Genomic DNA, 16,266 nt, shown 5'->3' on the forward strand with positions numbered 1-16,266 from the left:
GCGCTTATTCTAATGACAACGCTGGAAACCAATCCTCAGCGTTTCTGTGTCAGGGCGCGACGCTCGAACTCGACGATGCGCTGACGGTAGTGCTCGATGGTCTGGGCGGTCAGGACGCTGCGTTGGTCGTCCTTGAGCTCGCCGTTGAGTTCCTGTGACAGCTTGCGGGCAGCGGCCACCATCACGTCGAACGCTTGTTTCGGGTGACGCGGGCCCGGCAGGCCGAGGAAGAAGCTCACCGCAGGGGTACTGAACAGGTCAATGTCGTCAAGGTCGAAGGTGCCTGGCTTGACTGCGTTAGCCATGGAGAACAGCACTTCGCCGTTGCCGGCCATGCTTTCGTGGCGGTGGAAAATATCCATCTCGCCAAAGCGCAGGCCGCTTTCGAGGATGTTCTGCAACAGCGCCGGGCCCTTGAAGCCGGCCGCGTCGCGGCAGATCACGCTGATCACCAGCACTTCTTCAGCGGCAGGCTGATCGTTGACCGATTGACGCGGCGCATTCTTGCCGGCGTTTTCGTCCGGGAAATCATCGTCGCGGCTGCTGAAGCTCGGGCCTTCATCGACATCGAGGTTCAGGTCACCCTGATGCGGTTCGGCAACGCTGGCGCTGCCACGCTTGCCACGCTTGGAGGATGACTCGCGGGCTTCACGCACCGGCGCGCTCATCGACGGCAAGTCATGCTCGTCCAGTTGCGGTTCCTTATGGGTATCCAGCACACGGGGCGGCCCCAGCAGCTCGGCGCTGCCGTCGTCGTCAGGCAAGTTGGACAGGTTGCGGTCCAGACGGAATTTGAGCTTGCCCTTGCCACCGCGCATGCGGCGCCAGCCATCAAAAAGAATACCGGCAATGACAATGATGCCGATGACGATCAGCCACTCGCGCAGACCGATTTCCATGTAATCCCGTGCCTCTAATAAAAAATGCTGAAAAATAAGGGGTTTAGCACCGTGCAAACCGCTTTAAAACGTGGCGCCAACTCTATGTTCTGACTGACGTTTTGCCCACGCATACGAAAAATTGACATTAAACTAGCACGACCAAAGATAACTTTACACAGTTGACGCGAAATGTGTCGAATTGCCAGCTTTCAGGCATAGTAGGCAATCTCCTACAGCAGGCGCCGACTGTGAGCTACAAGCCCTGAGCTACAAGCTTCAAGCCAACTCACTTGCTGCTTGAAGCTTGCCGCTAGGCGTCCACCATCGCCATCGCTTCTTCGACATCCACCGCGACCAAACGTGAACAGCCCGGTTCATGCATTGTCACCCCCATCAACTGATCAGCCATTTCCATGGCGATCTTGTTGTGGGTGATATAGATGAACTGCACCGTCTGGGACATCTCCTTGACCAGTCGCGCATAGCGTCCAACGTTAGCGTCATCCAGTGGTGCGTCAACTTCGTCGAGCATGCAGAACGGCGCCGGGTTCAACTTGAAGATGGCAAACACCAAGGCCAATGCGGTCAGGGCTTTTTCGCCGCCGGACAACAAATGGATGGTGCTGTTCTTCTTGCCCGGAGGCCGCGCCATGATCGTTACCCCTGTATCGAGTAGATCTTCGCCCGTCAGTTCCAAGTAAGCGCTGCCACCACCGAAAACTTTCGGGAATAACGCCTGTAAACCGCCATTAATCTGATCAAAGGTATCTTTGAAGCGGTTACGGGTTTCCTTGTCGATCTTGCGGATCACGTTTTCCAGGGTGTCCAGTGCTTCCACCAGGTCGGCGTCCTGGGCATCCAGATAACGTTTACGCTCGGACTGCTGTTGGTATTCATCGATGGCGGCGAGGTTGATCGCGCCGAGTCGCTGGATACGTGCGGCAATCCGTTCAAGTTCTTCCTCGGCCTCTTTCTCGTTGGCCTGGGCGGTCAAGGTGTTGAGCACGCCATGCAAGTCGTAGCCGTCTTCGAGCAATTGGTCTTGCAGGGTCTTGCGGCGCACGGTCAAAGCTTGCCATTCCATGCGCTGTTGTTCGAGCTGGCCGCGAATCAGCTGGGATTGCTGCTCGGCCTGGGTCCGGCGTTTTTCCGCATCGCGCAGTTCGCGATCGGCATCTTCCAGGGCGATCTGCGCGGTCTTGAGTTCTTCGTCGACGGTCATGCGTTTGTCGAGCAACTCTTCAAGCTTGAGGCGCAACTCTTCCAGCGGCGCTTCGCCCTCCTCCAGGTTGAGACTCAGTTGCTCGCGCTTTTCGGTCAGGCGTTCGGACTGCATTTCCAGGCGTTCAAGGGCCTGGGCCGTGGAATTGTGCTGGGCCTTGAGCGAACCCAGGCGCACTGCCAACTGATGGGCGTGGTCCTTGTGCTGGCGGGCTTCCTGGCGCACACGATCAAGGCGCTCGCGCAGGCTGTCACGCTGGGCCAGCAGCAGTTCGCGCTGCTCGGTGTCCAGGGCCATGCTGTCGAGGGCTTCCTGCAATTGCAGGCGCGCTTCGCCGATCTGTTCGTGTTCGAGGGCGCGCTGCTCGCCCATCTCCGCCACTTCTTCGTCGAGGCGGGTGCGGCGCAGGGTCAGTTGCTCGGCCTTGGCTTTGCTCGCGGAGAGCTGCGCTTTTAATTCGCCTTGCTGGCGTGCTTCGTCCTGCAACAGGCGGCGCAGGTGTTCGCGGCCGGTCTCTTGCTGGCGCTGTGTGGCGCGCAAGGTTTGCAGTTCGGTTTCGAGGCTTTCCAGAGTGGCTTCACGCTCTTCACGCTCGGCGATCAGGTTGACGATTTCCTGGCCACGGGCCAGAACGCCGCTTTCCGCTTCACTGGCACGGCGCACTCGCAGAAAGTGGCGGCCGACCCAGTAACCGTCGCGGCTGATCAGGCTTTCGCCGGCAGCCAGTTGACCGCGCTGGGCCAGGGCCTGCTCAAGGGACTCCACCGGTTTGACCTGGCCCAGCCACGGCGACAGGTCAATCGCCGCCTCGACCTTGTCCAGCAGGCTGCCCGGCACCCGCGTGCCATCAGCGGCGGGGCTGAGCAAACGCAGGTCACCCTGGGTAAAACCGGCCAGGTCGAAGCCGCCAAAATCATCCACCAGCACGGCTTGCAGGTCGGCGCCTAAAACGGTCTCTACCGCCAGCTCCCAACCGGCTTCAACCTTCAAGCCCTCGGCCAAACGCGGACGCTCCGCCAGGTGCTGATCACGCAGCCATTCGGCGGTGCCGGTGCCTGGGTCCAACGCCGCTTGCTGCAAGGCTTCAAGGGACGCCAGCCGGCCATTGAGCCGCTGCAAATCGCCCTGGGCCTGCTGCTGGGCCTGGGTCGCCTGTTGCAGCTGCTGACGCAGTTGCTCCAGGCGCTCCACTTGTTGTTCTTCGCTGGCTTCCAGCTCCTCCAGCGTCATTTCGCTTTCGGCCAGTTGCTCGCTGAGTTCCATGATCGCCGCGTCTTCCGGGTCGGCGGCAAGCAGCACCCGCTCTTCCTGCAGACGACGCTGGCGTTCGGCCAGGCGTTCCATGCTGGTTTCCAGTTGCTGGATGCGCGACTGCTGCACCTCGGCCTGGCGCCGCGGTTCGGCAGATTGCAGGTTGAAGGCGTCCCACTGCTCCTGCCAACCGTGCATGGTGGTTTCGGCTTCTTCCAGCGCAGCGGCGGCCTCTTCGGCGGCGGCGTTGGTGATCTCCTGCTCGGGGGTGAGCATGTCCAGCTCTTCGCCCAACGTCAGCAGCAAGGTACGGTCGTGGCCCAGGTGCGATTCGGTTTCCAGGCGCGCGCGTTCGGCTTCCTTCAAATCGTCCTGCAACTGACGCAGGCGCTGCTGGCCGTGCTGGATGCTTTGCTCGACCCGGGCGATATCGCCGCCCACCGAATAGAAGCGGCCCTGCACCAGATTGAAGCGTTCGGACAGGTCATGGTGCCCGTCGCGCAGGCGCTCGATGGCGGCGTCGGCATTGCGCTGCTCGGCCACCAGGGCCTCGAAGCTGATTTCCTGGGTGCCGATGATCGCTTCGCGCTGGCCCACCTGGTCATTCAGCGCCTGCCAGCGCAGGGCCGACAGTTGTGCCTTGAGCTGGCGCTCTTCGCCCTTGTATTCCTGATACTTCTCGGCAGCCTGGGCCTGGCGGTGCAGGCGCTCCAACTGGCGCTCCAGCTCTTCGCGCAGGTCGGTGAGGCGGGCAAGGTTTTCATGGGTGCGGCGGATACGGTTTTCGGTCTCGCGGCGGCGCTCCTTGTACTTGGAGATACCGGCCGCCTCCTCGATAAAGTTGCGCAGGTCTTCGGGCTTGGCTTCGATCAGCTTGGAGATCATGCCCTGTTCGATGATCGAATAGCTGCGCGGGCCCAGGCCGGTGCCGAGGAAGATGTCGGTAATGTCCCGGCGTCGGCACTTGGTGCCGTTGAGGAAGTAACTGTTCTGGCTGTCGCGCGTCACCTTGCGGCGGATGGAGATTTCCGCGTAGGCCGCGTATTCGCCGATCAGGGTGCCGTCGGAATTGTCGAACACCAGTTCGATGCTGGCCTGGCTCACTGGCTTGCGGCTGGTGGAGCCGTTGAAGATGACGTCGGTCATCGACTCGCCACGCAGGTTTTTTGCCGAGCTCTCGCCCATCACCCAGCGTACGGCGTCGATGATGTTCGACTTGCCGCAGCCATTGGGCCCGACCACTGCCGCCATGTTACTGGGGAAGTTCACCGTGGTCGGGTCGACGAAGGATTTGAACCCCGCCAGTTTGATGCACTTGAGCCGCACGTTTAGGCGTCCGCCAACGCAGCGATGACCAGCGAGCTGCTGCGCTCGCAGTAGGCCGACAGCACCTGGCGAATCTGCAGAAGGTCACGGGCGAGCACGGCGGCGAGCAGTTGCTCGAACAGCGCCAGGTACTCACTCATGGACGCCTTACGCTGATCCAGGGCCAGGTAATAGGCGCGGTTCATCGCTGGCTGCAGGTTCTCGACGGTTTCCTGCAAATACGGGTTGTTGGCAAAGGGGTATGCGGCGCGCATCACATTGAAGCACTCTTCGACAAAGGCGCGGATGTCCTGGCGCTCGAAATTGCTCACCAGGCGCTGCTGGATCTGTACGAACGGCGCCATGTCGGCCTGGGTCTGCCAGCCCTGGGCGACCGCATTGCCAAGCAGGATATACAGCTCACTCATCAGCGTGCACAGACTCTGCACCTTGTGCGCCGTGAGCTCGGTCACGTGGGCGCCACGGCGCGGCAGGATCGCGATCAAGTGGCGACGTTCAAGGATCAGTAAAGCTTCACGCACGGAACCACGGCTGACATTGAGCGCCAGCGTGACTTTCTGTTCCTGGATCCGCTCCCCAGGCTTGAGATCGCCGCGAATGATACGTTCGGCGAGGTGGTGAGCGATCTGCTCGGCGAGACTGTCCGGCGCCTTGAACGTCATGTTTTCCCTTCAAAATCTTCTATCGGTACAAGCGCGGCAGTGTAGCGCATTGGCCCGCTGATGGCGCTACGCCCACCGTGGCGAATTTGGCATGAAATAAGCAACTTTTACGCATCAGGCGAAACCCATAAGCCGCCAAAAACGCCGGTCCCAGAAGACTGGACCATAATTGAATGTGTTGAGATCGCAATTTCTTGACCTTAAAGTCAGAAAATCGTTGACCGAAAAGTCAGACATGACTAGATTCGGCGCAAAGCGGTTAACAACAATAATGAGTCTGCGAGGCCTTCCGTGATCCAGTTTTTACTTAACCAGGAACTCCGTAGCGAGCACGCCCTGGACCCCAACCTCACCGTGCTCAACTATCTTCGCGAGCATGTGGGTAAACCCGGTACCAAGGAAGGCTGCGCCAGCGGCGACTGCGGCGCGTGCACCGTGGTGGTCGGCGAGTTGCACACCGACCCTCAGGGCGTTGAGCAGATCCGTTATCGCAGCCTCAATTCCTGCCTGACATTTGTCTCGTCGCTGCACGGCAAACAACTGATCAGCGTCGAAGACCTCAAGCACCAGGGCCAACTGCACAGCGTGCAACAGGCCATGGTGGAGTACCACGGTTCGCAATGCGGCTTTTGCACCCCAGGTTTTGTGATGTCGCTGTTCGCCCTGCAAAAGAACAGCGACGCTCCCGACAGCCAAAAAGCCCACGAAGCCCTGGCCGGCAACCTGTGCCGCTGCACCGGTTATCGGCCGATCCTCGCCGCCGCCGAACAGGCCTGCTGCAATAAACCGGTGGACCAGTTCGACAGCCGCCAGGCCGAGACCATCGCCCGCCTCAAAGCCATCGCGCCGACCCAAACCGGTGAACTCAACAGCGGCGACAAACGCTGCCTGGTGCCACTCACCGTTGCCGACCTGGCCGACCTCTACGATGCCTACCCCCAAGCCCGCCTGCTGGCCGGCGGCACCGACCTGGCCCTGGAAGTCACCCAGTTCCACCGCACCCTGCCGGTGATGATCTATGTCGGCAATATTGAAGAGATGAAGCGCATCGAGCGCTTCGACGACCGCCTGGAAATCGGCGCCGCCACGGCCCTCTCCGACTGCTACACCGCGCTGCACCACGAATACCCGGATTTCGGCGACCTGCTGCACCGCTTCGCCTCCCTGCAAATCCGCAACCAAGGCACCCTCGGCGGCAATATCGGCAACGCTTCACCGATTGGCGATTCTCCGCCGCTGCTGATAGCCCTTGGCGCGCAGATCGTGCTGTGCAAAGGAAACGTGCGCCGTACGTTGGCGCTGGAAGACTACTTCATCGACTACCGTGTGACGGCGCGCCAGGACAGCGAGTTCATCGAGAAAATTATCGTTCCTAAAGGCCACGCGTTGTTCCGTGCCTACAAGGTTTCCAAGCGCCTGGACGATGATATTTCCGCCGTCTGCGCTGCATTCAATCTGAAGATCGACAACGGTGTGATCAGTGAGGCCCGCGTCGCCTTTGGCGGCATGGCCGCCACGCCAAAACGCGCGAAAAGCTGCGAAGCCATGTTGGTCGGCGCCACCTGGAACGCCGCCACCGTCGAGAAAGCCTGCGCCGCCCTGGCCGAGGACTTCACCCCGCTGTCGGACTTCCGCGCCAGTAAAGAATACCGCCTGCTCAGCGCGCAGAACCTGCTGCGCAAATACTTCATCGAACTGCAAACGCCGCACATCGAGACTCGGGTGACCGCTTATGTCTAACCATCACACCGTGGAAAAAACCCAGGCCGAACTGGCCGCGCTGTTTGCCCAGGACCTGACCTCCGGGGTCGGCCGCAGCGTCAAGCATGACAGTGCCGCCAAGCACGTATCCGGTGAAGCGCAGTACATCGATGACCGCCTGGAATTCCCCAACCAGTTGCACCTGTATGCGCGCATGTCCGACCGCGCCCACGCCCGGATCATCAGCATCGACACCGCGCCCTGCTATGCCTTTGACGGCGTGCGCATCGTCATCACCCATGAAGACGTGCCGGGCCTCAAGGACATCGGCCCGCTCATGCCCGGCGACCCGTTGCTGGCCATCGATACGGTGCAGTTCGTCGGCCAGGTCGTTTTGGCCGTGGCTGCCCGCGACCTGGACACCGCACGCAAGGCCGCGATGGCCGCGCTGATCGAATACGAAGACCTGGAGCCCGTGCTGGATGTGGTCGAGGCATTTCGCAACAAGCATTTCGTACTCGACAGTCACACCCACCAACGGGGCGATTCGGCGGGGGCGCTGGCCACGGCGAAAAACCGTATCCAGGGCACGCTGCATATCGGCGGCCAGGAACACTTCTACCTGGAAACCCAGATCTCATCGGTGATGCCCACCGAAGACGGCGGCATGATCGTCTACTGCTCCACGCAGAACCCCACCGAAGTGCAGAAGCTGGTGGCCGAAGTGCTGGACGTGTCGATGAACAAGATCGTCGTCGATATGCGCCGCATGGGCGGCGGTTTTGGCGGCAAGGAAACCCAGGCCGCCAGCCCGGCGTGCCTGTGCGCGGTGGTGGCGCGCCTCACCGGCCAACCGACCAAGATGCGCCTGCCGCGCGTCGAAGACATGCTGATGACCGGCAAACGCCACCCCTTCTATATCGAATACGACGTGGGCTTCGACGACAGCGGTCGTCTGCACGGGATCAATCTGGAGCTGGCCGGTAACTGCGGCTGCTCACCGGACCTGTCCAACTCGATCGTCGACCGCGCGATGTTCCATGCCGACAACTCTTATTACCTGGGCGATGCCACGGTGAACGGCCATCGCTGCAAGACCAACACCGCGTCCAACACCGCCTATCGCGGCTTCGGTGGCCCGCAAGGCATGGTCGCCATCGAGGAAGTGATGGACGCCATTGCCCGTCATTTGGCGCTGGACCCGCTGGCGGTGCGCAAGGCCAATTACTACGGCAAGACCGAGCGCAACGTCACCCACTACTACCAGACCGTCGAGCACAACATGCTCGAAGAGATGACCGCCGAACTTGAAGCCAGCAGCCAATACGCCGAGCGCCGCGAAGCGGTTCGCCTGTACAACGCCCACAGCCCGATCCTGAAAAAAGGCCTGGCGCTGACGCCGGTCAAGTTCGGTATCTCGTTCACGGCGAGCTTCCTGAACCAGGCGGGCGCGCTGATCCATATCTACACCGACGGCAGCATCCACCTGAACCACGGCGGCACCGAGATGGGCCAGGGCTTGAACACCAAGGTCGCGCAAGTGGTGGCCGAAGTGTTCCAGGTGGACATCGACCGCGTGCAGATCACCGCCACCAACACCGACAAGGTACCCAACACCTCGCCGACCGCTGCCTCCAGCGGTGCGGACCTGAACGGCAAAGCCGCGCAGAATGCCGCCGAAACCATCAAGCAACGCCTGGTAGAATTCGCCGCGCGCAAGTACGACGTGAGCGAAGCGGATGTGGAATTCCACAACGGCCATGTGCGCGTGCGCGACCAGATCCTGACCTTCGAGGCGTTGATCCAGCAGGCGTATTTCGCCCAGGTCTCGCTGTCGAGTACCGGCTTCTACAAGACCCCGAAAATCTTCTACGACCGCAGCCAGGCGCGCGGTCGGCCGTTCTATTACTTCGCGTTTGGCGCTGCCTGCTGCGAAGTGATCGTCGACACCCTGACCGGCGAATACAAGATGCTGCGCACCGACATCCTTCACGATGTGGGCGCCTCACTGAACCCGGCCATCGACATCGGCCAGGTGGAAGGCGGCTTTATCCAAGGCATGGGCTGGCTGACCATGGAAGAGTTGGTGTGGAACAACAAGGGCAAGCTAGAGACCTGCGGCCCGGCCAGCTACAAGATCCCGGCGGTGGCCGACATGCCTTTGGATTTGCGCGTGAAGCTGGTGGAAAACCGTAAGAACCCGGAAGACACGGTGTTCCACTCCAAGGCCGTGGGCGAGCCACCGTTCATGCTCGGGATAGCCTCGTGGTGCGCGATCAAGGATGCGGTGGCGAGCCTGGGTGATTATCGCCATCAGCCGAAGATTGATGCTCCGGCGACACCGGAGCGGGTGTTGTGGGGGTGTGAGCAGATGCGCAAGGTGCAGACGGCGACAGCTGTCGAGACTGAAACTGAAATGGCTTCGCTCTAGACCGAGGCGCTGCCATCGGGGACAAGCCCCCTCCCACATTTGAAGGTATTCACAGATCAAAATGTGGGAGTGGGGCTTGCCCCCGATGACGGCCTGACAGACACCACAAGAGGTGACTATGAACAACTGGATCAGCGCCCTCGCCGACCTGCAAAACCAAGGCGAACCCTGTGTACTGGTGACCATCATCGAAGAGCTCGGCTCCACGCCGCGCAATGCCGGTTCAAAGATGGTGATCAGCGCCGCGCAGACCTTCGACACCATCGGCGGCGGGCACCTTGAGTACAAAGCGATGCAGATCGCCCGCGATATGCTCATGCGTGGCCAGCAGAACACCCACCTGGAGCGCTTCAGCCTCGGCGCGAGCCTGGGCCAGTGCTGCGGTGGCGTCACCGTGTTGCTGTTCGAACCCATGGGCCAGGTCCAGGCGCAGATCGCCGTATTTGGCGCCGGCCATGTCGGCCGCGCGCTGGTGCCGTTGCTGGCGACCCTGCCGTGCCGGGTGCACTGGATCGATTCGCGCGAGCAGGAGTTTCCGGATCATATCCCCCACGGCGTGCGTAAAATCGTCAGCGAAGAGCCGGTGGACGAAATCGCCGACCTGCCGGTGGGCAGTTACTGCATCGTCATGACCCACAATCACGCGCTGGATCTGGAACTGACCGCCGCCCTGCTCAAGCGCAATGACTTTGCTTACTTCGGCCTGATCGGTTCCAAGACCAAACGCGTCAAGTTCGAACACCGCCTGCGCGATCGCGGCTTCGACGCCGCGCAGTTGCAACGCATGCGCTGCCCCATGGGCCTCACCGAGGTGAAGGGCAAGTTGCCGGTGGAGATCGCCATCTCCATCGCCGGCGAAATCATCGCCACCTATAACGCCAATTTCGGCCAGCACACCGCGAGCGCCGAACCCATTGCCAAATTGCTCCCGGCCTCGCGCCGCAGCCAAGCAATTCCTTCTTTTGCCAAGAATTGAGATCACCATGCCTTTGACTCGCAAAGCCTACCGTGCCGCCATCCTGCACAGCATCGCCGACCCCGCCATCGTTGGGATCGAAGCCTCCTACGAGTATTTCGAAGACGGCTTGCTGGTGATCGAAAACGGCCGGATCAGCGCCGTTGGCCATGCTGGCGACCTGCTGCCGACCTTGCCTGCCGACATCGACATCACCCACTACCAGGATGCGCTGATCACCCCGGGCCTGATCGACACCCATATCCACCTGCCGCAAACCGGCATGGTCGGCGCGTATGGCGAGCAGTTGCTGGACTGGCTCAACACCTACACCTTCCCGTGCGAAAGCCAGTTCGCCGACAAGGCCCATGCCGAAGAAGTCGCAGACATTTTTATCAAGGAACTGCTGCGCAACGGCACCACCACCGCACTGGTGTTCGGCAGCGTGCATCCGCAGTCGGTGAACGCTTTTTTTGAAGCGGCGGAAAAACTCGACCTGCGTATGATCGCAGGCAAGGTGATGATGGACCGCAACGCCCCGGATTACCTCACCGACACCGCCGAATCCGGCTACCGGGAAAGCAAGGCGCTGATTGAACGCTGGCACGGCAAGGGTCGCCTGCACTATGCGGTCACACCGCGTTTTGCGCCGACCAGCACGCCGGAGCAATTGGCGCTGGCCGGGCAACTGTTGGGCGAGTACCCGGACTTGTACATGCAGACGCACATCAGTGAGAACAAGCAGGAAGTCGAGTGGGTAAAGGCACTATTCCCCGAGCGAAACGGCTATCTGGACGTGTACGACCACTACAAGCTGCTGGGCGAGCGTTCGGTGTTTGCCCACGGCGTGCACCTGTGTGATGACGAATGCGCGCGGTTGGCGGAGACGGGGTCGGCGGTGGCGTTCTGTCCGACCTCAAACCTCTTCCTCGGCAGCGGCCTGTTCAACCTGCCGATGGCCGAGAAACACACACTCAACGTTGGCCTGGGCACCGATGTGGGCGGCGGCACCAGCTTCTCACTGCTGCAAACCCTCAACGAAGCCTACAAAGTCATGCAATTGCAGGGCGCGCGGTTGAGCCCGTTCAAGTCGCTGTACCTGGCCACCCTCGGTGGTGCGCGGGCGCTGCGCCTGGAAGACAAGATCGGCACGTTGCAGCCGGGCACCGATGCAGACTTCCTGGTTCTGGATTACAACGCCACGCCCCTGCTGAGCTATCGCTTGAAGCAGGCCAATAACATTGCCGAGACGTTGTTTGTGTTGATGACGCTGGGGGATGATCGGACGGTGTTGCAGACCTATGCGGCAGGCCAACTCGTGCACCAACGCTGATCTCAACCGCCACACAAAACCAAATGTGGGAGGGGGCTTGCTCCCGATGGCAGCGGTTCAGTTAGTAATGTGTTAACTGATCCACCGCTATCGGGAGCAATCCCCCTCCCACATTTTGTCCCGGGTGAGCCGGGGAAATTACAGCTTTATCGAGGAACGCCCCGGCTTCTTGGTCTGCAACAGATGCGAGAACACCGCATGCAAATCATCCGACGCACTTTCCTCGTCGAGGTTGAGCTTGCTGTCGATGTGATCCATGTGATGCATCATCAAATTCACCGCCAGCGCCGCGTCCCGTGCTTCGATCGCATCGATCAGCTGTGTATGTTCATCGTAAGAGCAGTGCGAGCGGTTGCCGCTTTCATATTGGGCGATGATCAACGAAGTCTGGGACACCAGGCTGCGCTGGAAGCTGATCAGCGGCGCGTTTTTCGCTGCCTCGGCCAGCTTGAGGTGGAATTCGCCGGAGAGGCGGATGCCGGCACCGCGATCGCCGCGGGAGAAGCTGTCGCGCTCGTCGTTGACCATCTGGCGCAGTTCGGCCAGTTGCTCGGCAGTGGCGTGCTGTACCGCCAACTCGGTGATCGCTCGCTCTACCAGCCGCCGGGCCAGGAACACCTGGCGCGCTTCTTCCACGCTTGGGCTCGCCACCACCGCGCCACGATTGGGCCGCAGCAACACCACGCCTTCATGGGCCAGGCGCGACAGGGCGCGGCGAATGATGGTGCGGCTCACGCCGAAGATTTCGCCCAGTGCCTCTTCGCTCAATTTGGTACCGGGTGCCAGGCGCTGCTCGAGGATCGCCTCGAAGATATGCGCATAGACGATATCGTCCTGGGTTCCGCTGCGACCGGCCTTACCGGCTCGCGGTTGTTTCTTGAGAGGTTGCAACTGTTCGTTCATGGGCACTCGGGTCGGGAGAACGGCGGCGAATTAACGGTAATACGGCAAATTCAAGGTAATACGGCAACACTGGGTCGCTGGCAAGTACCACCTAAAAACACGGCACATTGTACACAACCCACTGCGCCAACACACTGTACGGCTGTTTGCGGTGCCGTCTGTATTGCAATGAGTCGTTACGTTTGAGTTTAGGCTTGAATCTGCGCCGCCACCGGCAAAAAACCAGGTAAAAGGAACACCTCTCCATGACCGACGCCACCCAAGCGCCTTTGCGCCCGCTGGCCGACACTTCTGCCTCCGCCGTCGTCGCCGGCTTTATCGCCATGATGACCGGCTACACCAGTTCCCTGGTCCTGATGTTCCAGGCCGGCCAGGCTGCCGGCTTGACCACGGCGCAGATTTCTTCGTGGATCTGGGCGATTTCCATCGGAATGGCGGTGTGCAGCATCGGCCTGTCCCTGCGCTATCGCACGCCGATCACCATTGCCTGGTCCACCCCTGGCGCGGCGCTGTTGATCACCAGCCTGGGCGGTGTGAGTTATGGCGAGGCCATCGGTGCCTATATCACCTGCGCGGTGCTGGTGACGCTCTGCGGGCTCACCGGCAGCTTTGAAAAACTGGTCAAGCGTATCCCTGCGTCGTTGGCGGCAGCGTTGCTGGCGGGGATCCTGTTCAAGATCGGCAGCGAGATTTTCGTTGCCGCGCAGCATCGCACCGGCCTGGTACTGGGGATGTTTTTCACCTACCTGATCATCAAGCGCCTGTCGCCACGCTATGCGGTGCTGGCCGCGCTGGTGATCGGCACCCTGTTGTCGGGGCTGATGGGCTTGCTGGACTTCAGCGGCTTCCACCTGGAAGTGGCGACGCCGGTGTGGACGACGCCGCACTTCTCGCTGGCGGCGACCATCAGCATCGGGATTCCGCTGTTCGTGGTGGCGATGACCTCGCAGAACATGCCCGGCGTCGCCGTACTGCGGGCCGATGGCTATAACGTGCCGGCCTCGCCGCTGATCACCACCACCGGCCTGACCTCGCTGGTGCTGGCGCCGTTCGGCTCCCACGGCATTAACCTGGCGGCGATCAGCGCAGCGATCTGCACCGGGCCCCATGCCCATGAAGACCGCAACAAACGCTACACCGCCGCCGTATGGTGCGGAGTGTTCTACGGCATCGCCGGGGTGTTCGGAGCGACGCTGGCTGCATTGTTCGCGGCCTTGCCCAAGGAGCTGGTGCTGTCGATTGCGGCCTTGGCCTTGTTTGGCTCGATCATCAATGGCTTGAGCATCGCCATGAATGAGCCGAAGGAACGGGAAGCGGCGCTGATCACCTTTATGGTTACCGCGTCAGGCTTGACGTTGTTTTCCATCGGGTCGGCGTTCTGGGGGATTGTGGCGGGGGTGTTGACGCTGCTGATTCTGAACTGGCGCAAGGCATAAAAAAACGGCGACCCTCAGGTCGCCGTTTTTTTCAGTATCACTTGGCCGCGTTGATCGGCTTTTCCGGATACCACACGTCCAGCAGCGGGCTGACTTCAGCCTTGGTCAGCTCGGAACGGGTTTTCAGCCAGGCTTCGACGGCAGCACGCTGCTCTTCGGAGACCGAGCCACGCTTCTGCAGGCAAACCAGACCGTAGTCATCGCCGCCAACATAGCCCAGACCATTGGCTTCCATGGCTTCTTTGATGAACGCTTCGAGGAAAGCGTCGATAGCTTCTTCACTCAGGCCTTCTTTGAAGTCCAGGTTCAGTTCGAAACCCAGCTCTTGAAATTCATCAACGCACAGTTTTTTGCGCAGACGCTGGGAACGGTTAGTCGCCATTGGAACAATCCTCATAAGTAATAACGGGCGGCACTTTAGCAGTTTAAGACGACGATTGCCCGACTCTCTGGGACAGGCGGCACTTTGCTGTTAAAAAAACGCCGATTACCAGCTATCGTTCAGCTACAAGTGCGTTCACCTTGGGGCATAATGCCGACACTTTCATGACCATTGAGGGAATTTTCCTATTTACCCCTCGCCTTTTTCACCCTCCTCAGCAGTAGGGTTTTACTTCTTATGATCAAATCTTTGCGTCCATTGCTACTCGCCGGTTTTCTCCTGCCACTGGCCTTTTCCACCTCCGCTACCCCGATCAATAACACCCTGCCGCCGAACGTCCAGCAGGCACTTGCCAAAGCCAAGCTGCAAAACACCGCGCTGTCCCTGGTGATGATCCCCCTGAACGGCCCCGGCACCCCCACGGTTTTCAACGCCGACGTCTCGGTGAACCCGGCCTCGACCATGAAGCTGGTCACCACCTATGCGGCTCTGGAAATGCTCGGCCCCAACCACCAGTGGAAAACCGAGTTCTACACCGACGGCACCCTCAGCGGTGGCGTGTTGCACGGCAACCTGTACCTCAAGGGCGGCGGCGACCCAAAGCTGAATATGGAAAAACTCTGGCTGCTTATGCGCGACCTGCGGGCCAATGGCGTACAGCAAGTCACTGGCGACCTGGTGCTGGACCGCAGTTTCTTCAACCAACCGCAGTTGCCGGAATTCAATGATGACGGCAACGACGAGAACAAACCGTTCCTGGTCAAGCCCGACGCCCTGCTGGTCAACCTCAAGGCCCTGCGCTTTGTGACCCGTAACGATTCGGGCCGCGTGCTCGTCTCGGTCGAGCCGCCGATTGCCAGCATCCGCATCGACAACCAGGTCAAGGCCTCCAACGCCAAGCAGTGCACCGGCGACGTACGCTACAACCCGGTCACAGGCGCCGATGGCAGTATGACGGTCACCGTCAGCGGCCAACTGGCCGATGGCTGCAGCTCGCAGACCTACTTGTCACTGCTGGACCACGCCACTTACACCGCGGGTGCAGTGCGGGCGATCTGGCAGGAACTGGGCGGCAGCATCCAGGGCCGTGACATCCAGGCGCCGGTGCCCAAGGATGCCAAGGTGCTGGCCCGCGCGTTTTCGCCGGACCTGGCGGAAATCATCCGCGACATCAACAAATACAGTAACAACACCATGGCTCAGCAGTTGTTCCTGAGCCTGGGTGCACAGTTCCGCAACGATGCCGACGGCGACGATGCCAAGGCCGCGCAACGTGTGGTGCGCCAGTGGCTGGCGAAGAAAGGCATCACCGCGCCACACCTGGTGATGGAGAACGGTTCGGGCCTGTCCCGTGCCGAACGGGTCAGCGCCCGCGAGATGGCCGCCATGCTGCAAGCCGCCTGGAAAAGCCCCTACGCTGCGGAATACATCAGCTCGATGCCGATCGCCGGCACCGACGGCACCATGCGCAAACGCCTGAAGACCACCGCCATGCGCGGCGAAGCCCACGTCAAGACCGGTACGTTGAACACTGTGCGTGCCATTGCCGGGTTCAGCCGCGACAACAACGGCAACACTTGGGCGGTGGTGGCGATCCTCAACGACCCGAAGCCGTGGGGCGCTTCGTCGGTGCTGGACCAGGTGCTGCTGGATCTGTACCGCCAGCCGAAGCTGGCGGCGCCTTCACCGGTGCTCTAGGACACTATGGGAGGGGGCTTACCCCGATGGCGATGGTGCAGTCACAGCCAGGTTGACTGACACTGCGCCATCGGGAGCCCTCCTC

11 protein-coding genes are annotated in these 16,266 nt (G+C 60.9%); 6 read left to right on the plus strand and 5 right to left on the minus strand.

Features of this window, described 5'->3' with window-relative positions; translation table 11 throughout:
* Positions 1–35: 35 nt before the first annotated feature.
* The 3 genes from zipA to HCF10_RS17385 form a co-directional block, all read right to left on the minus strand.
* On the minus strand, positions 36–899 hold the full coding sequence (gene zipA / locus HCF10_RS17375; RefSeq protein WP_167656051.1) for a cell division protein ZipA: 864 nt from the start codon (positions 897–899) through the stop codon (positions 36–38).
* A gap of 292 nt (positions 900–1,191) precedes the next feature.
* Positions 1,192–4,680 (minus strand): chromosome segregation protein SMC, encoded by a 3,489-nt coding sequence (gene smc / locus HCF10_RS17380; RefSeq protein WP_167656052.1) that lies wholly within the window; start codon positions 4,678–4,680, stop codon positions 1,192–1,194.
* A 2-nt stretch (positions 4,681–4,682) separates the two neighbouring features.
* Positions 4,683–5,342 carry a GntR family transcriptional regulator gene (locus HCF10_RS17385; protein WP_053132831.1) on the minus strand — a complete coding sequence of 220 codons (660 nt, stop codon included), beginning with the start codon at positions 5,340–5,342 and terminating at the stop codon, positions 4,683–4,685.
* Between the two features lie 291 nt (positions 5,343–5,633).
* Between HCF10_RS17385 and xdhA the strand changes: the two genes are divergently transcribed.
* The 4 genes from xdhA (at position 5,634) to guaD (ending at position 11,762) form a co-directional block, all read left to right on the plus strand.
* On the plus strand, positions 5,634–7,082 hold the full coding sequence (gene xdhA, locus HCF10_RS17390; RefSeq protein WP_167656053.1) for a xanthine dehydrogenase small subunit: 1,449 nt from the start codon (positions 5,634–5,636) through the stop codon (positions 7,080–7,082).
* Positions 7,075–9,474 (plus strand): xanthine dehydrogenase molybdopterin binding subunit, encoded by a 2,400-nt coding sequence (gene xdhB / locus HCF10_RS17395; RefSeq protein WP_167656054.1) that lies wholly within the window; start codon positions 7,075–7,077, stop codon positions 9,472–9,474. Before xdhA ends, xdhB begins: the two co-directional genes overlap by 8 nt.
* Positions 9,475–9,592: 118 nt before the next feature.
* Entirely contained in the window at positions 9,593–10,450 is an 858-nt protein-coding gene (gene xdhC, locus HCF10_RS17400) for a xanthine dehydrogenase accessory protein XdhC (RefSeq protein ID WP_131699675.1), read from the plus strand.
* A gap of 7 nt (positions 10,451–10,457) precedes the next feature.
* On the plus strand, positions 10,458–11,762 hold the full coding sequence (guaD, locus tag HCF10_RS17405) for a guanine deaminase (RefSeq protein WP_131699676.1): 1,305 nt from the start codon (positions 10,458–10,460) through the stop codon (positions 11,760–11,762).
* 138 nt (positions 11,763–11,900) lie between these two features.
* On the opposite strand, the gene HCF10_RS17410 is transcribed toward guaD, so the two are convergent.
* On the minus strand, positions 11,901–12,665 hold the full coding sequence (locus HCF10_RS17410) for a GntR family transcriptional regulator (RefSeq protein WP_015885332.1): 765 nt from the start codon (positions 12,663–12,665) through the stop codon (positions 11,901–11,903).
* A 245-nt stretch (positions 12,666–12,910) separates the two neighbouring features.
* Here HCF10_RS17410 and HCF10_RS17415 point away from each other — a divergent pair, with 245 nt between their 5' ends.
* A complete protein-coding gene (locus tag HCF10_RS17415) occupies positions 12,911–14,101 on the plus strand; it encodes a benzoate/H(+) symporter BenE family transporter (RefSeq protein WP_167656055.1) in 1,191 nt (396 codons plus the stop codon).
* 37 nt (positions 14,102–14,138) lie between these two features.
* On the opposite strand, the gene HCF10_RS17420 is transcribed toward HCF10_RS17415, so the two are convergent.
* Positions 14,139–14,483, minus strand: coding sequence for a YggL family protein (locus HCF10_RS17420; RefSeq protein WP_010208515.1), 345 nt, complete (start codon positions 14,481–14,483; stop codon positions 14,139–14,141).
* A gap of 237 nt (positions 14,484–14,720) precedes the next feature.
* Here HCF10_RS17420 and dacB point away from each other — a divergent pair, with 237 nt between their 5' ends.
* Complete coding sequence (gene dacB, locus HCF10_RS17425; RefSeq protein ID WP_167656056.1) at positions 14,721–16,181, plus strand: D-alanyl-D-alanine carboxypeptidase/D-alanyl-D-alanine endopeptidase; 1,461 nt, start codon at positions 14,721–14,723, stop codon at positions 16,179–16,181.
* The last annotated feature ends 85 nt before the right edge of the window (positions 16,182–16,266 follow it).

Origin of the sequence: Pseudomonas sp. B14(2022), from assembly GCF_012030485.1 — a bacterium.
GTDB lineage: Bacteria > Pseudomonadota > Gammaproteobacteria > Pseudomonadales > Pseudomonadaceae > Aquipseudomonas.

Coding starts and splice junctions, on each gene's coding strand:
- dacB (WP_167656056.1), top strand. CDS start 14,721: ATGATCAAATCTTTGCGTCCATTGCTACTCGCCGGTTTTCTCCTGCCA.
- HCF10_RS17385 (WP_053132831.1), bottom strand. CDS start 5,342: ATGACGTTCAAGGCGCCGGACAGTCTCGCCGAGCAGATCGCTCACCAC.
- xdhC (WP_131699675.1), top strand. CDS start 9,593: ATGAACAACTGGATCAGCGCCCTCGCCGACCTGCAAAACCAAGGCGAA.
- HCF10_RS17410 (WP_015885332.1), bottom strand. CDS start 12,665: ATGAACGAACAGTTGCAACCTCTCAAGAAACAACCGCGAGCCGGTAAG.
- xdhB (WP_167656054.1), top strand. CDS start 7,075: ATGTCTAACCATCACACCGTGGAAAAAACCCAGGCCGAACTGGCCGCG.
- HCF10_RS17415 (WP_167656055.1), top strand. CDS start 12,911: ATGACCGACGCCACCCAAGCGCCTTTGCGCCCGCTGGCCGACACTTCT.
- HCF10_RS17420 (WP_010208515.1), bottom strand. CDS start 14,483: ATGGCGACTAACCGTTCCCAGCGTCTGCGCAAAAAACTGTGCGTTGAT.
- guaD (WP_131699676.1), top strand. CDS start 10,458: ATGCCTTTGACTCGCAAAGCCTACCGTGCCGCCATCCTGCACAGCATC.
- zipA (WP_167656051.1), bottom strand. CDS start 899: ATGGAAATCGGTCTGCGCGAGTGGCTGATCGTCATCGGCATCATTGTC.